Source organism: Micromonospora sp. NPDC003776, assembly GCF_053605645.1.
This window is the reverse complement of record NZ_JBSGJR010000051.1, coordinates 1-21007: the sequence shown is the minus strand read 5'-3', so window position 1 is coordinate 21007 and position 21007 is coordinate 1. Positions and strand designations below refer to the sequence as shown.

Annotated in this window: 21 protein-coding genes; 14 read left to right on the top strand and 7 right to left on the bottom strand. The window is 68.4% G+C overall.

What is annotated here, in order from left to right; translation table 11 throughout:
* The first annotated feature begins 122 nt into the window (after positions 1–122).
* Positions 123–722: an IS1096 element passenger TnpR family protein gene (locus ACWEVO_RS07415; RefSeq protein WP_452306719.1), complete on the top strand. Its 600-nt coding sequence runs from the start codon at positions 123–125 to the stop codon at positions 720–722.
* A gap of 160 nt (positions 723–882) precedes the next feature.
* Here ACWEVO_RS07415 and ACWEVO_RS07410 read toward each other — a convergent pair whose 3' ends face one another.
* Together ACWEVO_RS07410 and ACWEVO_RS07405 are read right to left on the bottom strand one after the other, a co-directional pair.
* Positions 883–1734, bottom strand: a complete 852-nt coding sequence (locus ACWEVO_RS07410; protein ID WP_452306718.1) for an alpha/beta fold hydrolase — start codon at positions 1732–1734, stop codon at positions 883–885.
* A 473-nt stretch (positions 1735–2207) separates the two neighbouring features.
* Entirely contained in the window at positions 2208–3167 is a 960-nt protein-coding gene (locus tag ACWEVO_RS07405; protein WP_452306717.1) for a hypothetical protein, read from the bottom strand.
* Positions 3168–3351: 184 nt separating this feature from the next.
* Between ACWEVO_RS07405 and ACWEVO_RS07400 the strand changes: the two genes are divergently transcribed.
* The 5 genes from ACWEVO_RS07400 to ACWEVO_RS07380 all read left to right on the top strand — a co-directional run bounded on the left by ACWEVO_RS07400 (position 3352) and on the right by ACWEVO_RS07380 (position 7482).
* Positions 3352–3927, top strand: a complete 576-nt coding sequence (locus ACWEVO_RS07400) for a hypothetical protein (protein ID WP_452306716.1) — start codon at positions 3352–3354, stop codon at positions 3925–3927.
* Positions 3920–4762, top strand: a complete 843-nt coding sequence (locus ACWEVO_RS07395) for a TRM11 family SAM-dependent methyltransferase (RefSeq protein WP_452306715.1) — start codon at positions 3920–3922, stop codon at positions 4760–4762. Before ACWEVO_RS07400 ends, ACWEVO_RS07395 begins: the two co-directional genes overlap by 8 nt.
* 276 nt (positions 4763–5038) lie before the next feature.
* The gene (locus tag ACWEVO_RS07390) at positions 5039–5977 is read left to right on the top strand and encodes a MerR family transcriptional regulator (protein WP_452306714.1); all 939 of its coding nucleotides are present in this window, start codon (positions 5039–5041) and stop codon (positions 5975–5977) included.
* 202 nt (positions 5978–6179) lie between these two features.
* A complete protein-coding gene (locus tag ACWEVO_RS07385; protein ID WP_452306713.1) occupies positions 6180–6866 on the top strand; it encodes a DUF402 domain-containing protein in 687 nt (228 codons plus the stop codon).
* 79 nt (positions 6867–6945) lie between these two features.
* Positions 6946–7482 (top strand): HIT family protein, encoded by a 537-nt coding sequence (locus ACWEVO_RS07380; protein ID WP_452306712.1) that lies wholly within the window; start codon positions 6946–6948, stop codon positions 7480–7482.
* A 1055-nt stretch (positions 7483–8537) separates the two neighbouring features.
* On the opposite strand, the gene ACWEVO_RS07375 is transcribed toward ACWEVO_RS07380, so the two are convergent.
* A complete protein-coding gene (locus ACWEVO_RS07375) occupies positions 8538–9074 on the bottom strand; it encodes an alpha/beta hydrolase (protein WP_452306711.1) in 537 nt (178 codons plus the stop codon).
* Between the two features lie 578 nt (positions 9075–9652).
* A complete protein-coding gene (locus ACWEVO_RS07370) occupies positions 9653–10078 on the bottom strand; it encodes a GNAT family N-acetyltransferase (protein ID WP_452306710.1) in 426 nt (141 codons plus the stop codon).
* A gap of 194 nt (positions 10079–10272) precedes the next feature.
* Here ACWEVO_RS07370 and ACWEVO_RS07365 point away from each other — a divergent pair, with 194 nt between their 5' ends.
* Positions 10273–10701, top strand: coding sequence for an NUDIX domain-containing protein (locus ACWEVO_RS07365; protein ID WP_452306720.1), 429 nt, complete (start codon positions 10273–10275; stop codon positions 10699–10701).
* A 189-nt stretch (positions 10702–10890) separates the two neighbouring features.
* Here the strand turns inward: ACWEVO_RS07365 and ACWEVO_RS07360 are convergent, their stop codons facing one another.
* Positions 10891–11784 (bottom strand): thioesterase family protein, encoded by an 894-nt coding sequence (locus tag ACWEVO_RS07360; protein WP_452306709.1) that lies wholly within the window; start codon positions 11782–11784, stop codon positions 10891–10893.
* Between the two features lie 107 nt (positions 11785–11891).
* Between ACWEVO_RS07360 and ACWEVO_RS07355 the strand changes: the two genes are divergently transcribed.
* The 4 genes from ACWEVO_RS07355 to ACWEVO_RS07340 all read left to right on the top strand — a co-directional run bounded on the left by ACWEVO_RS07355 (position 11892) and on the right by ACWEVO_RS07340 (position 14995).
* A complete protein-coding gene (locus tag ACWEVO_RS07355; protein ID WP_452306708.1) occupies positions 11892–12494 on the top strand; it encodes a TetR/AcrR family transcriptional regulator in 603 nt (200 codons plus the stop codon).
* A gap of 52 nt (positions 12495–12546) precedes the next feature.
* Positions 12547–13188, top strand: a complete 642-nt coding sequence (locus tag ACWEVO_RS07350) for a lysophospholipid acyltransferase family protein (RefSeq protein WP_452306707.1) — start codon at positions 12547–12549, stop codon at positions 13186–13188.
* A 454-nt stretch (positions 13189–13642) separates the two neighbouring features.
* Positions 13643–13993 carry a hypothetical protein gene (locus ACWEVO_RS07345; RefSeq protein ID WP_452306706.1) on the top strand — a complete coding sequence of 117 codons (351 nt, stop codon included), beginning with the start codon at positions 13643–13645 and terminating at the stop codon, positions 13991–13993.
* Between the two features lie 162 nt (positions 13994–14155).
* The gene (locus tag ACWEVO_RS07340) at positions 14156–14995 is read left to right on the top strand and encodes an alpha/beta hydrolase family protein (protein ID WP_452306705.1); all 840 of its coding nucleotides are present in this window, start codon (positions 14156–14158) and stop codon (positions 14993–14995) included.
* Here ACWEVO_RS07340 and ACWEVO_RS07335 read toward each other — a convergent pair.
* Positions 14931–15719, bottom strand: a complete 789-nt coding sequence (locus tag ACWEVO_RS07335; RefSeq protein ID WP_452306704.1) for a tyrosine-type recombinase/integrase — start codon at positions 15717–15719, stop codon at positions 14931–14933. The two genes, ACWEVO_RS07340 and ACWEVO_RS07335, sit on opposite strands and share 65 nt — an antisense overlap.
* A 396-nt stretch (positions 15720–16115) precedes the next feature.
* Here ACWEVO_RS07335 and ACWEVO_RS07330 point away from each other — a divergent pair, with 396 nt between their 5' ends.
* Entirely contained in the window at positions 16116–16409 is a 294-nt protein-coding gene (locus tag ACWEVO_RS07330) for a hypothetical protein (protein WP_452306703.1), read from the top strand.
* Between the two features lie 249 nt (positions 16410–16658).
* On the opposite strand, the gene ACWEVO_RS07325 is transcribed toward ACWEVO_RS07330, so the two are convergent.
* The gene (locus tag ACWEVO_RS07325) at positions 16659–17228 is read right to left on the bottom strand and encodes an SMI1/KNR4 family protein (protein ID WP_452306702.1); all 570 of its coding nucleotides are present in this window, start codon (positions 17226–17228) and stop codon (positions 16659–16661) included.
* Positions 17229–17475: 247 nt separating this feature from the next.
* Between ACWEVO_RS07325 and ACWEVO_RS07320 the strand changes: the two genes are divergently transcribed.
* On the top strand, positions 17476–18987 hold the full coding sequence (locus ACWEVO_RS07320; protein WP_452306701.1) for an ISL3 family transposase: 1512 nt from the start codon (positions 17476–17478) through the stop codon (positions 18985–18987).
* Between the two features lie 534 nt (positions 18988–19521).
* Positions 19522–21007, top strand: a 1486-nt coding sequence (locus ACWEVO_RS07315; RefSeq protein ID WP_452306700.1) for a hypothetical protein, incomplete at its 3' end; no start/stop codon positions are given.

Below are 21007 nucleotides of genomic sequence, written 5' to 3'. Positions count from 1 at the left end.
CCGTAGCCTCATCCGCCAGGCCTGGACCCTCTACCGCTGGGACACCCGCTCCACCCGCCGACCATGACGTCCCACCTATTTGCGGAAGCTCTTAGTGTTCGCAGCAGAGATGGCGGTTCTCGGTGGAAGGGAAAGCGGTGGCACGTACCTGGCTATCCATACGGGTTGAGCTCGTTTCCGGCCGTGGCATCGACCTGTGGCCCCGACCTGGCAGAGTGTTTGCGGCAAGCCGGTCACATACGTTCGCCCGATTCGCGGACGCCATCGACCTGGCGTTCGCCCGCTGGGACCTGGCCCACATACACATGTTCACGCTGGCCGACCAGAGGCAGATCACACCGCTGGAGCTGTGGGACGGCGAGGCCCCCGAGGGCAGCATCGACAGCGACCGCACCAAACTGAGCCGGCTGGGTGGCGCAGAGCAGTTCGCGTACGTGTTCGACTTCGGTGACGACTGGGCCCACCTGTGCACGGTCGCGGAGTCCCGCATCGACCCGCTGGAGACGCTCGGCGGATTGCCGGCCGGGCCGATGCCGTACTTCAGTATGGCCGGCGCTGGGACGGCGACGACGGCGACTCACAGCCGCCCAAACCGCCGCGCCAGCCGCTCGCCGAACTTCCACCGCTGCTGCCGTGGTGGGGACCGCGCCAACGCGGACAGTAACGGCCCGGGAGTTCAGCCGACGAAACCACCTTGCGCACCTTCACGCATGCCTATCTGAGCATCCGAACTCGTACGCGTCGCTTCCGAAACCAAACTGGCCTCCCCGCCCACCTGGGCGTCCTCGGGTTGCAATCGTGCCGATCGCCAGCACGTGGCCGGATCCAGCCTCCGACGACGCTGCTGCACCGGAGGCCAGACCCGCGCGGCACCTTGCCGTCCTAACCGAGCCTGCGCATCGCCTCGCCGATCTCGCCGATCTCGCCGACCGCCGCCTCGGGGATCGCTCCGGCAGCCTCCTCTACGACGAGCAGCCGCGCCCCGGAGATCTCGCGGGCGATCACCTGCCCGTTGCCGACGGGGAAGAACCGGTCCCGGCGGCCGTGGACGACGAGCGTGGGGACCTCGATCTCGGGCAGGCGCTCACGCCAGCGTGGTGTGCAGTCGAGCCGGGCAAACACCATGCCCATCTGGTTGGCCATCTGCACTTCTGGTGTCGTGCCGGGCGTGCGGTCCCAGATGCGCGCAGCGATTGCCCGCGCGGCGACCGGATCATCGCCGAGGATCTCCGCGCCGGCGGCCGCGAACCCCGCAACCGCCTCGCGGTCGGCCCAATCGGGCATCGGACGCGCGAACAGCCGGCTCATCGTCGCCTGGTCATGGTCAGGCAGGTCATCGTCGGGCGGGCCAGGGGCAACCGCGCGGGTGCCGACCAGGGTCAGCGCCGAGAACGCGCCCGGATGGTCGAGCACAGCCACCTGGGCGACCATCCCGCCGACGCCGATCCCCGCAAGGTGCGCAGGCCTCCCGCCGAGCGCGTCAGCAAGGGCCGCCGCATCGGCAGCGAGGTCGCGCAGGGTGTAGGCGGGCGCCTGCGGATCCGTCGTTGTCGACTCCCCGCTATCACGAAGGTCGTACCGCACTGCACGGCGCCCACCAGCGGCGAGACGTTCACACAGTGCATCTGGCCAGGAGAGCATCGTCGTCCCGCCCGCGAGCAGAACTAGTGGCGCGTCGTCGCTACCGAACGACTCAACGCCCAAGGCGATCCCGTTTACGTTGACAGCGGTCATCGGATCACCCGAAGACGCCGTAGGTCAGGCCCGCCGTGGCCGATGTCGGGATCACGCTCCGCTGGACCAGGCTGCAGGCGCTTTCCCGATGAACAGTGATGTCTCGTCGTCCAGCACGACGGGCACGAGGTGCAGCGCCAGTACGTCGAACAGCCCCTCGTGGAGCAGATCGTGGCGCCGCCGCCCATGAGGGTGACGTCGAGGTCCTACCGGTGTCCTGCGACGCCGCCTCGGGTCGCTCGTGCCGGGCGGAGCCGGCGTCGGGCAGATCGCTGGTGACGAACGCGCAGGCGAGGTTGGTTGTCCGCACCGACTCTGGCAGCGGGCTCGGCACGACGACGAACGCGCGCTTGCCGATGATTCGACTCATGCCAGGGCAGACCCGGTCCGGCGCCGAAACTCATCGCTGCCAGGAACACCTAGTCGCGGCGGAACATGGCTCGGTGCGTCGCGGGGTCTATCGACGTTCGGCCTCACCTGCTGATGGAACCGACTGGAAGCTCATGGTCGCTGGCATTCACCGTGGTCCCCGTTGCGGCGCATATCGAGTCGTGATCAAGGAGCATCGCTGCTTCCCGGGACGGGTGCCTATTCTGGGGTACGGGGTACGACGGGATCGGGCCGGACAGGTCACCCCGCGTGACAGCTGCGGCTACGACCCGCTCGGCGCGGCGGCGCCGCATCCGCAGGACCGACGCCGTCACGCCCTGCTCTGCGGCCAGCTGCTCGATCAGCGCGTCACCGAAGCGGGTCGCGCTGATCAGCTCGGCGGCGTCGGCGGTGATCAGCCCGGCCGCTGCCGCCCGCCCGAGCAGCAGATCCGGGTGCCCGTAGGGCATCCTCGGCGAACGCGAGCCACTCGGCAGGTCAGGCGGCAGTTCCTCACCGTCGTCGGCCCTGACCACCGCGGCACCGGCCCGCCACGCCGCCCAGCACAGCCGCAGCCACAGCCGCGGCGGGGCGAGGTCCGCCGCGCGCAGAGCGTGAAGGAACCCGGCGAGGACTTCGGAGTCAACGTCATCGGCGTGCTGGGCGTAGCCGCGGCTGATCCTCGCCGCGAGACGCGTCAGCGCGGGCAGCGCCACACCGATCGCGCCGACCACCCACGCCGGTCCCCGCCGACGGGCGTCGAAGGTCAGCTGCCGCCACACCTCGTCGGTGACGTCGCTGTCGTAGCGCCCATACAGCAGCAGCTTGCGCAACTCGTCCAGCGGCATCGACGTGTCCGGTAGACCCGGCACCGGGCGCGCGTCGAACACCAGCGGCGCGGGTTCGCAGATCAACAGCTGGAACGCCTTCTCGACCGTCGTCAGCACAGTATCGGCCGTCCTCGTACCAGTCATCGGTGCCATGGTCATGTCCCCTCGACGCAAGCGCCCCGCCCTGTGCGGAGGCTTCGAGGCGTCGATTGGGGCAGCCCGACCTGACAGCACGAGCGCTTGTCAGACCGAGGCAGGGCGTGTCGGGTCGTGTCAGGTTCGCGGCCGCGACCCCCGGCGCGCGGTTGTCCGGTTGCCAAGCTGACCGGTTCTGTCAGGCCGGCCGCGGGTTCGATCCGCCTGTCAGCGGCGCACTGGGAGCGTCAGTACGCCCGCCGGTCCGGGGGCCACCACACCCATGACCGACAGAAACCCACGCCGCGCACCGATCCCCGTGGGGGACGTGGTGCCCGGCGACCCGCCCGTGCCGATCACCGTCTGGCCGGTCCCCGCCCCGAAGGACGGCGAAACCATGTCCAACGCGATGGGTGTACGGCTGGTCCACAACCTCACCCACCCATCCGACCTCGTCGTTGACCTGACCGTCGGGCCGCAACTGGCCAGCGCGGTCATCGCCACGGGCCGCCGCACCCACCTGCACGCACCCCGGCAGGCCCGGTGGGGCCGAAAGGCCGCGACACTGATCGTCACCGGCTGGCCACTGGACGACACCACCTCGCCGGTCGACTTCTTCGCCCGCTGCCGCGCCAGCCTCACGCCCGGCGGCTGCGTGGCAGTGCTGCTGACGCACAGCGACGTCACTCTGCCGGTCGACGTCGTCATCGCCGCCAATCGCGCCGGGCTGGCGTACCTGCAGCACATCGTGACCGCCGACCGACCCCCACGGCATGGCCAGCAGGCGCAGCTGGACATCCACACCGACGTACTCATCCTGACCCGCAGCGCGACGCACACCGGAGGCACCCATGGCTGACCCCATGCCCGTCACCTCGGTCTGGCTGACCTGCCAACAGCCCGCCCGTGACCAACGCCGAGGCCGCTACGTCCCGCAAACCTCCAGCCACCCGGGCAAGATGCTGCCCCACCTGGCCGCGCACGCCATCACCTCCTACACCGCACCCGGCGACCTGGTGTTCGACCCGATGTGCGGATCCGGCACCACTCTCGTCGAGGCCATCCACCTCGGCCGGCACGCGATCGGAATCGACATCGAACCCCGATTCACCACCCTGGCCGCCGCCAACATCGCCCTCGCCGCATCGCAGGGCGCCACCGGCACAGCGAGAGTGCTCACCGGCGACGCCACCGCACTGCTCGACCTGGTGCCGGCGTCCGCGGTCGGCCGGGTGAGCCTCGTGCTCACCTCACCCCCGTACGGGCGCGGCACCCACGGCCTCGTGCAGACCACAAGCACCGGGGTACGCAAACGCAACCACCACTACGGAGACCGCGAGAGCGGCAACCTCGCCTACGCGGGATGGACGCGGCTGCTCGACGGGTTCGCCGCGATCCTGGCCGCCAGCCACCAACTGCTACGCCCCGGCGGGACCGTGGTGATCACCTGCCGGCCGGTACGCCGTCAGCGTGACGACCTGATCGACCTGCCGGGGGAGTTCCTCGCCGTCGCCCGGTCGGTGGGGCTGGTCCCGGTGCAGCGGTGCGCCGCGATGCTGGCTGCCGTCCGCGACGGGCAGATCGTGCACCGGGCCAACATGTTCGGGCTGCTCGCCGCCCGCCGAGCCAGGGACGAAGGCATCCCCGTGCACCTGGTGGCCCACGAGGACGTGCTGATCCTGCGGCGCTTCTAAAAGCCCGTGAGTGGGGCTGAAGCAAGTGTGCGCGCTGCGACCCGGCTGTTCTGAGTCATTCCGTGCGGATACCAGGGCTCGGGTAGCTCGGGGAAGCGGCCGGGTGAGGGCCGCCAATGAGATCTCAGGCGTTGGGCGCCCAGCGGATCGGTGCCTTCGCTGAGAGGAATTGTCAAACCTGTGGACGGGCTGGGGCTTGCCGATCGGCTGGAATAGAACAGCGACCGGGAGGTGGAGCTTGAATCTCCAGTAAGGGGAGACGACAGGGTGAGGGGCATGGACGGCGACACGCGATACTCGATCGGCGATCTGGCCCGGCGGACCGGGCTGACGGTCAAGACCATACGGTTCTACTCCGACTCGGGGATCGTGCCGCCGACTGACCGCAGCCCGGCTGGCTACCGGCTCTACGACATCAACGCTCTCGCGCGTCTGGACCTTGTGCGGACGCTGCGCGAGCTTGGACTCGACCTCGCCGCCATCCGGCGGGTCCTGGACCGGGAGACCTCGCTGGCCGAGGTTGCCGCAGCACATGCCGAAGCACTGCAGGTGCAGATCCGCACCCTGCGACTGCGGGCTGCGGTGCTGCGAGCGGTAGCCAAGCGCGGCTCCACCCCTGAGGAGACGGACCTGATGCACAAGCTCGCGAAACTCTCCGATGACGAACGCCGACGTCTGATCAGCGACTTCATCGACGACACATTCGGTGGTCTCGACGCCAACCCAGAACTCGTGGCCATGATGCGCTCGGCCATGCCCGACCTGCCCGACGACCCCACGCCGGAGCAGGTCGACGCCTGGGTCGAACTCGCCGAACTCTCCCAGGACCCGGACTTCCGTGCGTCCGTGCGCCGCATGGCCGAGTACCAGGCGGCCGAACGCAATCAAGGCGACACCACGGGCCTGCACCACGACCTCACCGAAGCCGTCCGCGACCGTGTCGGCCAGGCGCTGGCAGCCGGTGTCGCCCCGACCTCGCCGCAGGCCGCCCCAGTGATCACAGACCTCATGGCCCGCTACGCGCACGTCTTTGGCCGACCCGACGATGCCAGCCTGCAGCGTTGGGTGCTGACGCGCTTGGAGACCGCCAACGACCCCCGCGCGGAACGGTACTGGCAACTGCTCGCCGTGATCAACGGTTGGCCGGTCCCCGAGAGCCTGGCCCCGGTGTTCGACTGGTTCGTCCGGGCTCTGCGTGCCCACGTGAAGCGATAGTGCGAGGTCGATACGCCGTGCACGATTCTCTACGCCACCCGGTCGGCGTCAAGGGGCGCTGCGCGTCGGCACGCCGGTGGCCTACGGCCACCCTTGAACCCGACACGCCGCAGTCCTTGGCGCCTATCCGCAGACTGGCGGCGCTCCGATTTGTCTCCCTCACGAAGGTCCCGCTCGTCCCTCGATTGTGTATTGTGCTCGGATGATTTTTGAGCGGGGGCAGACGATCATCCGCCGGCACCTGTACCCAGACGGCCGGGTCGGCTCGGTGCTGTGCGGGCGGGTGGTCAGCGACGACGAGCGCGGGCTGGCGCTGTGGATCGACGCGGGCTCGCAGGCCATGCGACGGGTCGACCTCGCGGGCCAGCCGACCCGGCAACTGTCGCTGCTCACGTCGCTGCGGATGACCACGATGCTCAGCCTGAGTACGTGGCAACCCTTCCGGACTCTGATGCTGATGCCGCCTGGTGCGGCCCACTCGGTCTGGTGGAGCTGGCGACCGGACGGCGACTTCGACGGCTGGTATGTCAACCTGGAGCGCCCGGTCACCCGATGGGCCGGCGGGGTCGACGTCTACGACCAGGAACTTGACCTGCTCGTGTTCCCGGATGGTAAGTGGTCGTGGAAGGACGAGGACGCGTTCGCCGAGTACACCGGCGAGCCGGCGTTCTGGGATGAAGAAGAAGCCGCCGAGGTCCGAGCCGAGGGCGAACGACTGCTTACCCTGGCCCGCGCCGGAGCCGCACCCTTCGACGGCCAGTGGATGGACTTCCAACCCGATCCGGAGTGGCGACCGACGATGATGCCGCACTGGTGGGAGTTGCCGGCGGACGCGACCTGCTGGGGCCCCGACTACTTCCAGCCTGAGATGTCCGCAACCAGGTCCTAGGGCGCTCCACCTTGTCCCCGTCCGGGGAGGCCGAACGGTCTGGCGACTGCCCGACGAGGAAATCCGCTACCAAGGCGGGGTGGCAGAAGCGGACAGCATGAGCTCTACTGCCACAGTGATGATCAAGCGAGGTTGCTTCTCCTGTGAGAACACCGCCCGGTTTGACGAGCTGCCGCCCCGTGAGCGGATTGCAAGCGATGAGCACTGGCGTGTGGCGCATGCCGTAGGCACCGGGCTGCCGGGCTGGCTCGTGCTCGTCCCGCGCCGTCACGTGCTCACCATCGCTGACCTGACCGATGCCGAGGCAGCCGGGTTGGGCTACTGGCAGGTGCGCCTGTCGCGAGCGCTGCATGCGATGACTGGCTGCGCGAAGACGTACGTCGTGCAGTTCGCGGAGGCGGAGGGCTTCGGCCACGTTCACTTCCACGTGATCCCACGGCCGGCCGATCTGAGCGTTGACCGCCGGGGGCCGAACGTGTTCGGGTTCCTGGGGCAGCCGGACGGCCAGGCGGTGAACGCTGACGAGATGGACGGCGTAGCGAGCGCCCTCGCACAGTGGCTGGCCCGCGCGGCCCACACCAGTCAGGGCCATCACGGGCCATCCACGGGCCAGTAACGGTGGCATGCAGCGGTCACGAGGGGCGCGAGGCGCAGCCCAGCGAGCCGCCGGCCGCAGGCGTTTCGGGCATCACGACCGGTTGAGCACGCTCTTCCAAGCTGAAGCTGAGCCTCAGCTCTGATCGCGGGAAGCCAACGCTCCGACGTTCACGACCCACCCCGTGACCGGCGCTTGTCGATGTCTTGAATCGCGTGGCGGACAGCTAGACGGATCACCCAGTACAGGACGAAGAGGCTCAGCGCGTAGAAGAAAGCGACTGTGACTGAGGACTCGGCAAGCGCAAAATTATCCATGATCGCAAACCATAGGTGCCGGCTCTTGATGCCGCTACAGCCATCCGTACAGCCAAGACCGCCAGCCGGCGCGGACACCATCCGACAGTGACGGACGGGTTGAGCAGGGGAACGACCTCCCTACCAGCCCGCTCCGATCTTCTTCTAATCCCAAGGCCGGCCAGGCCGGCGTGGTCCCGTGAGGGAGTGCGAAGATCGCCTATATGAAGCCAACCAAGAACCCGTGGTGGCAGACAGCAAAGACGCCGAAGCAGGGTTTCATCATGGGAGGCGTCTGGCTCTTCCTGGCCGTCGGGTGGGGGGTCGTGGCCGTCGGAGACCCCACGCCGTGGCATTGGGTATTTGCCGCACTGTGGGCGGTCGGCGGTGTGGGCTACCTGGTGCCAGCCGTGTTGCTGCGGCGACGGCAGCGCGCGACTCAGGGTAGGGCAGGGCCAGAGGGCGCGGCCCGAGCCGGTTGAGGGCCATCCGCCAGCAACGGCCACGAGGATCGGCCCGGTATGAACGTGCAGAGGCACAGGCGGTCCGCATCTAGTCCGCAAGAGGTCGACGGACGGCCGGGGAGCGGTGAGAGATGTCGAGAGCCGTTTTCGCTGCTAGCAGCCCTATCCTCCAGCTCGCCGGGTCGCTCGTCTTGATCTCATAATTCGCCGGTCAACTGACATGGGAGGGCGGACTACCAGGATCCCCGGACGGTCTGGCGACTGCCCGACGAGGAGATCCGATGCTAGGTACCAGCAGCGAGGCGAGACCAGGTGTCTAGCTCGGCCAGCCAATACCGTCGAGGAACTCCTCCACGGCGACCACGACTTGACTGAGCACCGCGATCGACTCGGTAAGCGGGCCGGGTACGTACATACCGTGGTCCGCGCCTTCCACCTCTAGCACGTGGGGTGACAGCCGGCGGGCGATGTCACCGTCCCATAGCTTGTCGGCAGTGCCACCCGCGAGCAGGAACGGCGCTGTCGCACGGTCCAACGCATCAGCCACCCACGGCAGAGTGAGCAAGGGCGTGAGCCACACGGCGGGCAAGGATCTTTCGGCGGCAATCGCTGCTGCGTTCGTCCCGAGCGACTTGCCGATCAGCAGTGGGCGACCGCCAATGGTGTCGACAAGCGGAACGATCTCACCGCCAACCCAGCTCTCGATTTCTGGCTCGTCAGGCTTCGGAAACTCCTGCGACCACGAGTATCGATGCACCGTGGCGCCTCGCAGCTCCGCCACATCGCCGGCATACATCAGCAGGGGAGCGCCCGGTCCGAACCTACCGCCAGGAATCACGACAGCGTCAGCCATGCGGACGACCTTACCCAGACGTTGATGGGCACGGATGACCAACGTGACGCTCGCTGAGCCCAGCCTGACCGCAGCACGAGTGCCAACGGTCGCCACCGGATGAACGCTGTCCACGAGCCGGATGAGAGGCGAGGCGGGTAACGGTGGATGTGGCACGGATCAGAGGGTCTGGCTTAGGAGCCAGACGTGGGAGCCAACCGCGCGAACGAAGCCGGACGAGCCGGGACCGATCCGCTTGCCGAGAGCGCGGCGACCAGGGCGAGGCGGACGTTGCCGAACGGCTGTGGAGGAGTCTTGGGAATCTACGGATCTGATGGTCAGCCGCCGCGTTTCGTACAGCCATCCGTACAACCCAGGCAGCCAGCCAACGCCGACGACATCCGACAGCGACGGGCGGGCTGAGCAGGAGAACGGCTCCCCCTACCAGGCCGCTCCGATCTTCTTCTAATCCCAAGGCCGGTCCAGGCCGCGGACGCCGATGTTGACAACCGTCGTTGAGACTCGTCCGGTAGGGCGCTTCACCTTGTCCCCGTCCGGGGAGGCTGGACGGTCTACGACTGCCCGACGAGGAGATCCGCTCAGCTTCCCGGACCTGCCACGCTCCGCTTGAGCTGCAACAGGCCTGCGGCTGTAGGGCGGAACCGGCATCGTTCCAGGTAGAACGGTTCTAGGTGTGTCTCGAAGTCGACGTGCAGCCACTCGCAACCGGCAGCCGCAGCATCGTCGACCGCGCCCTGGACCAGTTCCGTGCCAACTCCGCGGTGTTGCCAGTCCGGGTCCACTGCCGTGTCGAGCAGGAATGCGTGTGCGCCACCGTCCCAGCAGACCTGGACGAAGCCCACCAGGCGACCGGCATCGAACGCGCCAACCCAGGTCAGCGCGTACCGCCCAAGGCGCTCGGCCCACGGTGTCACCTGCTGGACGTCGCCACCGAAGGCCCGCGCATGAAGGGCGCTCAGCTGCACGTCGTCAACAGGGAAACGCGACACAAGCTCGACTGGCACTCGGCCACGGTACAGGTAGCACGGGCCATCCGTGGGCCGGTAACCGTGGCACGCAGCGGGCACGAGCGGGCACGAGACGCAACCGGGCCGGCCGCCGCCCGCAGGCGTTTCGGGCATCGCGACCGCTTGAGCACGCTCTTCCAAACTGACGGTGCCCTTCAACCGTCTGGGATTGTTACGGTCTGCCGGTGGCGATGAATGTTCGCGTCACCGCGATCCTGATCGAGAAAGACGAGATTCTGCTGCTGGATCAGGACACCGAAGGTGACCGGTCGTGGTCGCTGCCCGGCGGCAAGGTGGAGCCCGGGGAGACGATCGAGGAGGCGCTGGAGCGCGAAGTGCGGGAGGAGACCGGTCTGGAGATCCGGGTCGGGGATCTGCTGTACGTGTGCGATGTCGTGAAGGCGCAGGTCGTTCACCTCACGTTCCAGTGCCGCCGGGTGGGCGGCAAGCTGGGGCCGGTCAGGGCAGGGGCAGACACCCGGCCGATTCGTGCGGTTGAGTTCGTTAAGCTGACGGACCTGCCGTCGCTGGGGTTCGGCGAGCGGTTCGTGAAGTTGGCCCGGGCCGGGTGGCCAAATGCCGGGTCATACATGGGCCCGAAGAGCAACATCGGGCTATAGCGCCCGTACGGCCCCAATATCCAGGTCGGCCAGCGTGCGGCTGCGCAGGGTCCCGGTCTGGCGTGCGAGCGGTCCGCAACCAGTCCGCAAGAGGCCGGCGGAGGACGGGGGTGAACCCGTTCGTGATAGACGCGGCTTTCTTCGGCGGCGGAGTTCTGCTCGCAGCCCAGGGCAGGTATCGGACGCCGTTCACACGTCAGCGGAAAACCTGTGCCCTCGTTCTGGCGCGCGAGCCAGTTGCCGGGATTGGGCGACGAGGCGACCGGCCTCATCCCAGATCTCGGCGTCCTCTTCGAGGAAGCCGCCCGCGAAGTTGCGGGTAGTGTGGCTGACCCGCAACCATCCGCCCGATGGTCTCGCCCGTACGTGCACGGTGAGCTCCACTGTAGGTACCCACCCGAAGACCCCGAGGTCGAAGGCGGCCGTTGGAAGGCAGTCGGCGGCGAAGGCCAGCAGAAGGGGATCGGGCTGGCGACCGTCGGGCATCCGAAGCCAGCCGCGTTGTGCTCCGATGCCTGAGGGCTGTCCGACGGTCCAGCCTACGGTGGACGGGTCGAGCCGGAGGTCCATCTGCCGGATAAAGGGTGCCCGCTCAAGGAACGCGGGCGGTGCCTGATCGGCCGGCACGCAGTCGTCCGGCTCCGGCATGCGGGGAGGAGCGGCCGTGGTGCGCACCTCGTCGGTCAGCGCGCCCAGGTCCCCGTAGCTGGCCAGCACCCGCAGCCGTTCCACCTCCGTGCCGTCCTCGCCGGGTTGCATCAGTCGGGCCGCACCGGTGGAAAGGCGACGACCGGTGCGCACCGACTCGGTGCGTATGGTCGCTGGACCGGGGTGGCAGGGGGAGAGGAAGTAGGCGGTCAGGGCGAACGGGTCGCGGTGGCCGGCCCGGCCGAGTTCCTCGGACAGGGCCCTAGCGGCAAGGGCGCAGAGCAGGCCACCGTTGATGCCGGCGCCGACCCGCCAGCCGTCGGGCAGGACGGCGTCGAAGACCGATCCGTTTTCACGGTGTGGAGCGACTGCTGTGGCGCGGTCGAAGTCACTGCACAACGGGCCCTGATTCCGCGTTTCGCTGGGTTGTCGCATCTACCTGTCGCCTTCCGCCGTGGTTGGTCGAGGGAGGTGCTCAGTAGCGCCCCCCGAACCGACGGGCGGCATAGACAGTGTCTACAGCAGGCTGGTAGACATTGTCTATGCCGGAGCCGGAAAGCAGCCTTCGCGCTCGCTTGGTTGAGGTTGGTGTCGACCTGCTGGCGCGGGAGGGCACCCAGGCCCTCACGTTGCGCGAGATCGCCCGCCGGGCGGGGGTGTCTCATGGCGCGCCGCGTCGCTATTTTCCGACCCACCTTGCTCTGTTGGCGGCCATCGCACAGGTGGGCTATCAGCAGCTCGGCCAGCAGGTCGCCGAGACGATCGACCGTGGTGACACGGAGCCATACGACCAGGTGCTTGCCCTGGGCCGGCTCTACCTGCACTTCGCGCGTATCAATCACGGCATGTTCGAGCTCATGTTCAGGCGCGACCTGTTGCGGGGCAACGAGGTCGGTCTGCGGGAGGCCAGCCAGGACCTGTTCGGCGTGCTGGTTGACCTGGTTTCCCGTGCCCGGCCCACCGTGCCCGACGCACCTGCACCATCCGTCATCGCCGGTGCACTGTGGGCCAACCTGCACGGCGTCGCTGAACTGTGGCAGTGGGGCAGCTTGCAGATCATGGTGCAGACGGACGACGTCGAACCGCTGCTGCGCGCCGCACTGGACGCCCATCTCAGGCCGGCGGCAACACCTACGCCACGGTGACGTGTGCTGACTGTCGGAGGATCACGTGCTGCTTCAAACAAGCACCCGGCTAGTGCTGGCCCCCCTGGGCAGGCTGGCCTTCAGGCCGGTGGTGGAAGGTCGCGAAAATGTCCCGCGTCATGGCCCGGTGATCCTGGCCGCCAACCACCTTTCCTTCATCGACAGCGTGGTAATCCCGCTGGTGGCACCCCGACCGGTCGCCTTCCTCGCCAAGGCCGAGTACTTCCGACAGCCCGGCCTCAAAGGGTGGCTAGCCCGCACCTGCCTCACCGGCATCGACGCGATTCCCGTGCAGAGAGGCGGCCACCGGGCGGCCCACGCCTCGCTGCAAGTGGCCCTCGACGTCCTCGTCGCCGGGCGAGCCTTCGGCATCCACCCCGAAGGCAGCCGGTCACGCGACGGGCGGATCTATCGCGGCCGAACCGGCGTTGCCTGGCTCGCGCTCGCCTGCGGCGCCCCGGTGGTCCCCGTTGCCGTCCTCGGCACCAACCGGATCCAGCCCGTTGGCGCCCGACTACCCCGACTCGGGAAGATAACCGTGCGGTTCGGCACACCATTGCACTTCACGCAACAGCCCGCTGGTAGTAGCGGGCAGGCCCGGCGCGCCATCACCGACGAGATCATGACCGCAATCCGGGACTTGTCGGGCCAGGAGCCAGCCGACGGATACAACGAACTGCCGGCCATTGCATAGCACTCGGAACCTGCTCAACCGGAGAGGCAGCAAAGAGGTAGCGAGGCGACCGTTAGCGAGGCCGGCAGGAGACGGTGCCAGACGACGAGAGCGTCGCTCCGCACGGTAAGACAACAACCCACCGCCGACGGCGTCCGCGGGGTTAGCACCTGTTGAACAGCTCCATACCGCTGCTCCATCACACTTATCTCCACGGCAATCGGCTCACGCGGGTCCTGGTACCGATCTGCCACGCAGGTTCCGAGACCGGACAGCGCGTGGCCGGTCGGCGGCCGTCCGCTCTTACCAGAAGGGATTGGCAGGTCCAGCGCTATGGAAGCCGCAGGATAGGCCTTGTTGGGGCCGCGACCGAACGCTGTACCTGCGTGCGACGGGCCGGCAACTCGCAACGACGTCTTCCAATGTGATTCTCACGCCATACTGTTCCTCTCAACGGTGGAGGCGGGTATTGCCCATGCTCATCTTCTCGCTGTCGGAGTCACTTCTGCTGCTGGGTATCTGGCTGCTGGCGGTCCAGCCCGCCGCCATCCCGGTCGGCTACGCGACCGTGCGGCGGCACCGCCGCAGTGGCGGCTCCCACCCGATCCTGACGGCGCTCGGCGGCTGGCTGACCGGTTGCCTGCTCGGCGCCTTCACCTCAGGGTTCATCGTCGGCCTGGGCGTCGGCTCGGAGGTGGTGTTGTTGCTTTTCAGCTACCCTCCGGTGTGGCTGCTCGCGTGGCTCTTCTACCGCACGGGCACAGCCACCGGTCCCACAGCATCGCGAGGTGTCGAAAGCACGCCGCCCAAGATGGACGGCCGATGACGATGCCGACCACATGGACTGCCAGCGAGGGGCAAGGCATACGTCTACGTCGGTTGACACCGCCTGACCCAGCGGTGAGGCTCCGATTCGACCGGCCGTCGGCCGACGGCGCATCGATAGCTGTCGAGTCCCTTGTGCGGTCCATCCGGGAAGGAGTCGCTCGTGGACTACCGGCAGGAGTTTGTTGATCGCGGCGCGGAGCGCATCGGGCTGCAGACCTATCCGGATCCGGACAACCGGAGGGCGCCTGCCGTCGTGGTCTGGCCGGCGATGGGGGTGCCAGCATACTTCTACCAGCCGTTCGCGGTCGAGCTGCGGGACGCTGGGCTGGCCGTCCACGTGGTGGACCTGCGCGGTACCGGCACCAGCTCACCGCGACCCAGCCGGGCCTCCCGGTACGGCTACCTCGAGCTCGCGACCGATGTCGGCGCCGTTCATGCGGCGTTGAAGCCCCGACTGGACGGCCGACCTGTGCTGCTGCTCGGCCACTCGTTGGGTGCACACGCGTGCCTGCTACACCTGGCGTCAACCGGCGGGACCGGCATCGCCGGCATGGTCGTCGTCGCCGCCGGACTGGCGTACTGGCGGACATATCCCCGCGCACGGGGTCTGCTCACCCTGATGCAGACGCAGGCCGTCGGGGCCACCGCAGCGCTTCTCGGCGTCTGGCCCGGTTGGGGCTTCGGCGGTCGTCAGTCGCGCAGGGTGATCGGCGATTGGTCGTACACCGCCCGGCGCGGCCGGTACCCGATGCTGAACGGCGCCTATCCGGAGACCGCCCTCGCTCAGCTGCGGACACCGGTGCTCGCCGTCAGCGTCGAGGGCGACCGATACGTACCCGCGTCGGACCTCGACCACTTGTGCGGCAAGCTTGCGATGGCACCGGTCGAGCGGATGCGCTACACGACGACCGAGGCGGGAGTTCCGCTCAACCACTTCAGCTGGGTACGGACCGGTGGTCTACTCGCCCGCAGGGTGGCGGAGTTCGCCGGCCAGCTCTGACGCCGCTCACCCGTGATCCTGCCTGCCGAGACGAGGACGCCCAGGAGGAAGGACGGCCACTCCTCTGACTTTGGGGCGCACGGGGCAGAAGACAGCGTGAAACGTCAGCAACCAGCCCCGGTTGACCCCAGGCGGGTACCGCAGGCGCTTCAGCGAGATCGCGGCGCTCCTGGACGCTTGAATAGTCCTTGTCCCGGGCCGCGACCGCCTCGTCCAGCCGATTGGCGACCACGTCCAGGTCGTCACCGAACAGGCCCGCGTACACGTCCAGCGTCATCGACGCCGAGGCGTGTCCGAGCGTCCGCTGCACCGCCTTTACATTGGCCCCCGCCGCCACGGCCAGGCTTGCCGCCGTGTGTCGTAGGTCGTGGGGAGTCAGTCCGGTCAGTCCGACCGACGCCGCAGCCGGCGCGAAGACCCGCGACCGGAAGTTGGGGTTGCGCAGCGGCCCGCCGTTCGGAGCGGTGAACACCAGTGCATCCCGGCGCTTTCCGGCGACGTGCGCGGCCAGCTCGTCGACGAGGAACCGCGAAATCGGCACAGAGCGGCGCTGATGGTTCTTCGGCGTGCCCTCCACCAACTCGCCGCCGACCTCCGCGAACGCCACGGCCACGGTCACCCGCCGCCGCAGCAGGTCCAGCCGCGACACCCGCAGCGCCGACGCCTCACCCCACCGAAGGCCGGTGTAGGCGAGGAACCGGACCAGCAGCCCGTACGACCGCATGCCTCCCCGAGCCTCGCCACCTGGTCGTGGTCAAGGCGGCCCGCAGCGGGCCGCGCCGGCCGCGCTCGGCCTGCTGGCGGCGCAAGCGCCGGCCGATAGTTGCAGACCGCGCCAGGAACCAAGACCGATGCCTCCCGCGGGGATCTTCGACAGAGATGTGGGGCCGCCCACCTCCACCGTGAGTCCGGGCGAAGCCGAACAGACCTGGTCCCCGACGCCAACACGGTGGATCGTTGTCTTGACGTCGGGGACCAGACCCGTTCCACGATGTGCGGACTCACGGCGGAGATGGGCTTCGGGCAGAGGAGCGGTTCACCGGCAGCGTCGAGGGATACGACAAGGACAGCGGCGACGGTGGCCGGCGAGGAGAGGCCCAGCATGGACTAACCTGACGCGGTGGCAATCGACAGCAGCGAGTTCGAGACCTGCCGGCGGCTATTCACCTACCGGGCGGGCATCTGGCTCTATCGTTTGGAGATCCTCTCGGCTGTTCTTACGTTGCCGCTGCGGGCGGCGGGTGTACGGCTGATGCCCCCACGGGGGGCGGCGCTGACGGCTGCCGTTCACGTCATCCTGTACGTGGCTGCCTATCGTCTTGTTTTCCGCTCCTTTAAGCGAGACGGCTACGACCCGTTGCGGCCGCCAGGCGGCCTGGTTGTCCGAGACGTGTTCCGCCTGACGTACTGGTAGCCGCATCGGTGCGACCGGCCTGCGGTGGTTGTGCCGGGTTGGTGATCCGATCGGAACGACCTGGAACCGGTCCGCGTGCCCCTTGCGACCCCTTTGAGATGGGCGACGACGGTCAACTGTTGGTCAACTTCGGGCGTGGCGGCCAGCATGGCGACGCGCGTTAAGCCAGGTCATTGCCGAGCGACTTGCGCCCGTGTCCACACTTCCGAAACCGCGTGACAGGGCTTTCGAAGCAGTCGTAACGCACGGTTACGGCCGGTCCCAGCCTTTGAACATTTCTGCGGTCGGGTCGGGCTCGCCGGTGATGGGATCGAGGCCGGCTAGGAAGCGGCGGTCCTGTTCACGCCAATGCACGAACGGTTCGATGCGGCCCCACAGTGAGAGATCGCTGAGCGGGCACCGGTCAAACTCGGCAAGCAGCAGGCGCCTGACAAACTCCGCCATCCCGCAGTCGAAGAGCGCGAGACTCGGCTCGCCCCATGACACGTGGCGTCGCCACACCACCACTGGCCACTGGTCGGGATCTGGGCTGGTCATCAGCCAGCCCAGTAGGTCCGGGTTACTGCAGCCGACGCCCCAGGCCAATACGGCATCCGCCCCGAGCTCTGTCCCTGCTAGCCCATTCTCCTCTTCCCAGTAGTGGCGCAAGTTCGGAGTCTCGCCAGCGATCGTGCCGCCGCTCCACACCGAGTCGACGGGCAGCGGTAGCAGGATGCTTAGTTCGCCGCCAATGCTGCCGCCGCCGTAGACCGCCATGAAGGCGCGGTAGTCGGCCGGTAGACGGGTGCCTAACTGCGCCTCGGCGGTGTCCCAGTCCACCTCCTCGCCGGCGCCGTCGGCTGGCGGTATGATCCGGACAAGCGCATCGACCTGAGCACCAGTCAAGGCATCTACCCCCTCCGTGGTTGTGCCGCGATGCTAATGATCGAGACCGACAGTGCAACCTTGACGAGCCGCCCCGGGCGACTCCAGCCGGGTCTGTCAAGAAAACGGCTCTGGCGCAGAAACGGTGGTGGCATCTGTCCTGAGTGGTCGCTGCTGTGCGTGATCATGCTGCCCGTGTGACTTGATCAAGTCGTTGTTCCCTGGACTGTCTTCGCTGCTCATCGAGCAGGTGATCGATCAAGGGGCGGTCGTGCAGGTCGTGGCCCGAACGGCGGGAACGCCGGCCGCCTGCCCGCAGTGCGGGCAGCTCAGCGACCGCGTCCACGCCTATCACCGCCGCCAGGTGGCTGATCTGCCGGTCGGCGGGCGGGCAGTGATCGTGCAGGTACGCGTTCGCCGGCTGGTCTGCGCTGCGGAGTCCTGCTCACAGCGGACGTTCCGCGAGCAGGTGCCCGCGCTGGCGCAGCGGTGGGCGCGGCGGACCCGGCAGCTGACTGGCCTGGTCGCCGATCTTGCGGTGATCACCGCTGGCCGTGCCGGTGCGGCGGTGTTGTCGCGGCTGGGTGTGCTGATCTCGCGTAGCACGGTGCTGCGGGTGCTGATGGCGATTCCGATACCGGACAGGCCGGCGCCCGCGGTGCTCAGCGTGGACGACTTCGCGCTGCACCGCGGCCGCCGGTATGCCACCTTGCTGCTGGACGCGGTCACCCACGCCCGTGTCGACGTCCTGCCCGACCGCAGGGCCGAGACCCTGGCCGCGTGGCTGCGTGAGCATCCCGAGGTGGAGGTGGTCTGCCGTGACGGATCCGCCGCCTACGCCGAGGCGATCCGCGACGGCGCACCCCACGCAGTGCAGGTCAGCGAGCGGTGGCGCCTGTGGAACAACCTGGGCAAGGCCGTGGAGAAGACCGTGGTCGCGCACTCGGGCTGCTGGCAGCCTGGCCCACCGCGCCCGGACCGGCCACTGGACGAACGCACCCGACAACGGCACACTGCCGTGCACGCGCTGCTCGACGAGGGCGTTGGCCTGCTGGAGTGCGCCCGCCGGCTCGGCTGGGCACTGAACACCGTCAAACGCTACGCCCGCGCCACCTCCGCCGAGGGCCTGCAGCGCCCGCCGCGCTACCGCGAAACACTGATCGACCCGTTCCGCGACCACCTGCGCCGCCGCCGCGCCGAAGAACGCGGCGTGGCAGCGACTCGGCTGCTGGACGAGATCCGCGACCAGGGCTACACCGGCAGCGCCAACCTGCTCGTGCGGTACCTCAACCAGGGTGGCCGCGCGGACGCTGAACGCCCCGCGCCGTCGCCGCGGCGCCTGGTCGCCTGGCTCATGACCGCGGCTGAGAAACTCCCTGCTCATCAACGCAGTCACCTCAACGACCTGCTCGCCGCCTGCCCGCACCTGGCCGTGCTGGCACAGCGGGTCCGTGAGTTCGCCGGCCTGCTCACCGCCCGGCGAGGCCACGACCTCGACGCCTGGATGACCAACGTCGACGCCGACGACCTACCTGCCCTGCACGGCTTCGTCCACGGCCTGCGAATGGACCTGCCCGCCGTCGTCGCCGGACTGATCCTGCCCCACAGCAACGGCCCAATCGAGGGCGCCAACACCAAGGTCAAGTTCCTTAAAAGGCAAATGTACGGCCGCGCCGGATTCGCTCTACTACGACAACGAATCCTCCTCGCATAGCGTCTCCGGCACGACCACCCTTTCTGCGCCAGAGCCGTTCTTCTTACAGACCCCTCCAGCCGACGTTGGGAGCCACGGTTGGGAGCCACCGAGGCGAACGGAGTCGGACCAGACCGGACCGATGGAGTTGCCAAGCCGGCGACGACCAGGGCGGACGTTGCCGAACGGCTGCGAAGGGGTCTTGGGAATCTACGGATCAGAAGGTTAGGGGTTCGAGTCCCTTCGGGCGCGCAATAGTGAACAGGGAAAACTCTCATTAGCAACCGTTGACAGCAACGGCACCGGACGGCCGGGCACGGGCACGGATGCAGGCAGGCGTCGACCCAGTGACGGAAGCCTGTGACGAACCGATCCGGACGGCGTCGCTCAGGCTGAGGGACTTGGTCAAACATCCTCAGTGATCGTGGGCGGGTCGTGGGTGTCGGTGTCTTCTGGTTTGATGCGGGCGGTGGGGGTCTGTGCCGGCGGCGAGTGCTGTCGCGTGGCGGTCGTGTGCGTGCTGGCCGGGTCTGGGTGTGGTGAGGTTGGTGGCGGGTGAGTCGGGCGGTGTCGCTGGCTGAGGGCGAGGCGTTGCGGACCGCGTGTGTCCGCGCTTTTGTGCGCGCGGGTGTGGATGAGAAGTCCGGCGAGGTTGTGTCCCAGGTGGTGCTGGCCGAGCGTGTCGGCTGGTGCGCCGATCTGGTGGCGGGCATGGTCTGCGGGCTGTTGGCGCAGCGGTGGAACGCCGCGGATGTGCGGGTGTTGGCCTGCGGTGTGGACGCGGGCGGGCGGAGGTTGCCGTCGAACGCGTGGATGGCGTTGCGGCGCCTGGGTTGGTCCGTCACCGTCCCGGAGGGTGAGAGGGTTAATGACCGGATCGTGCGGATGGCCCAGGAGCAGGCCGGGCGTGCGCTGCGGTCGGTGACATGGCGTGCCGATCTGACCGCCGGGATCTTGGCGACCTGGCCGGCCGATCCGGGCAAGCGCACCGGGCAGGAGTGGGATCAGGTGCGGGAGGCGATCCCTGGCGGGAAGGATCTGCCGGCCAACGTCGTCAAATCGCGCACCCGGCAGGCGGCCCGGTTCCTCAACGCCAACGGTCGCCTGCCGGTGGATGTGTTCGAGTTGGAAGGCCCGCCGCGGGTTGCGCGGATGTTGTTGCTGGCCGCGTGTGACCGGCAGCAGGCCACGATCGAACGCGGCGACACCGACTCGGGCAGGGTGTTGCTGCGCCTGCAGTTGCCCACCCGGCCGGATCCGAGGGGGTATCGGGACTGGACGTGGGTGGCCTGCCCGATCAGCCTGCCGCCCACCGTCCCTGCGGGCGCGGTGCTGCACCTGCCCACCCTGCGCGTGGCCGGCCGGCAGGTACGCGCCGATGTCGCCTACACCCACGCGGTGCCGACAGCCCGGCGCGCCGGTCACACGGTGGCGCTCGGGGTGGACTGGGGTCTGAACACCCTGCTGAGCGCGGGGGCCCTGCGACTGGGAGCCGATGGCCGGATCACCGCGTTGGGGGCTGGGGGCCAGTTCCGGGCCGCCGGAGTGCTTGCCAAGCAGCACCGCCTTCGCCGCCTGTCCGAGCGGCTGCACGCGGAGGCCGACCAGTATCTGCGGCTGACTACCGGCCGCTGTGAGGAGCACCTGAGCGCGAAACACGCGGTGCTGCGCGAGGAGATCCGCCGCGTGTCCGAACGCCGCTCGAACCTCAACCAGGCGCTCGCGTGGGCTGCCGCCCGCTGGACCGTGGACCAGGCGATTGCCGCCGCCGCGACCGTGATCTACGTGGAAGACCTGCGATCTTTGGGAGCCAAGGGGATGGGCGCCAGCATGAACACGCGTCTGTCCCAGCAGGTCCGCGGGCAGATCGTCGACCGGATGCGGCACCTCGCCGCCGAGCACGGTATCGCCGTCGTCGGCATCCCGGCCCGCAACACCTCGAAACACTGCCCGCAGTGCCTGACCCCGCTACGGCACCGCAAAGCCCCCGACCAGCCCACCACCCCGGGCTGGAAATGGGCCATCTGCCCCAACAGGCAAG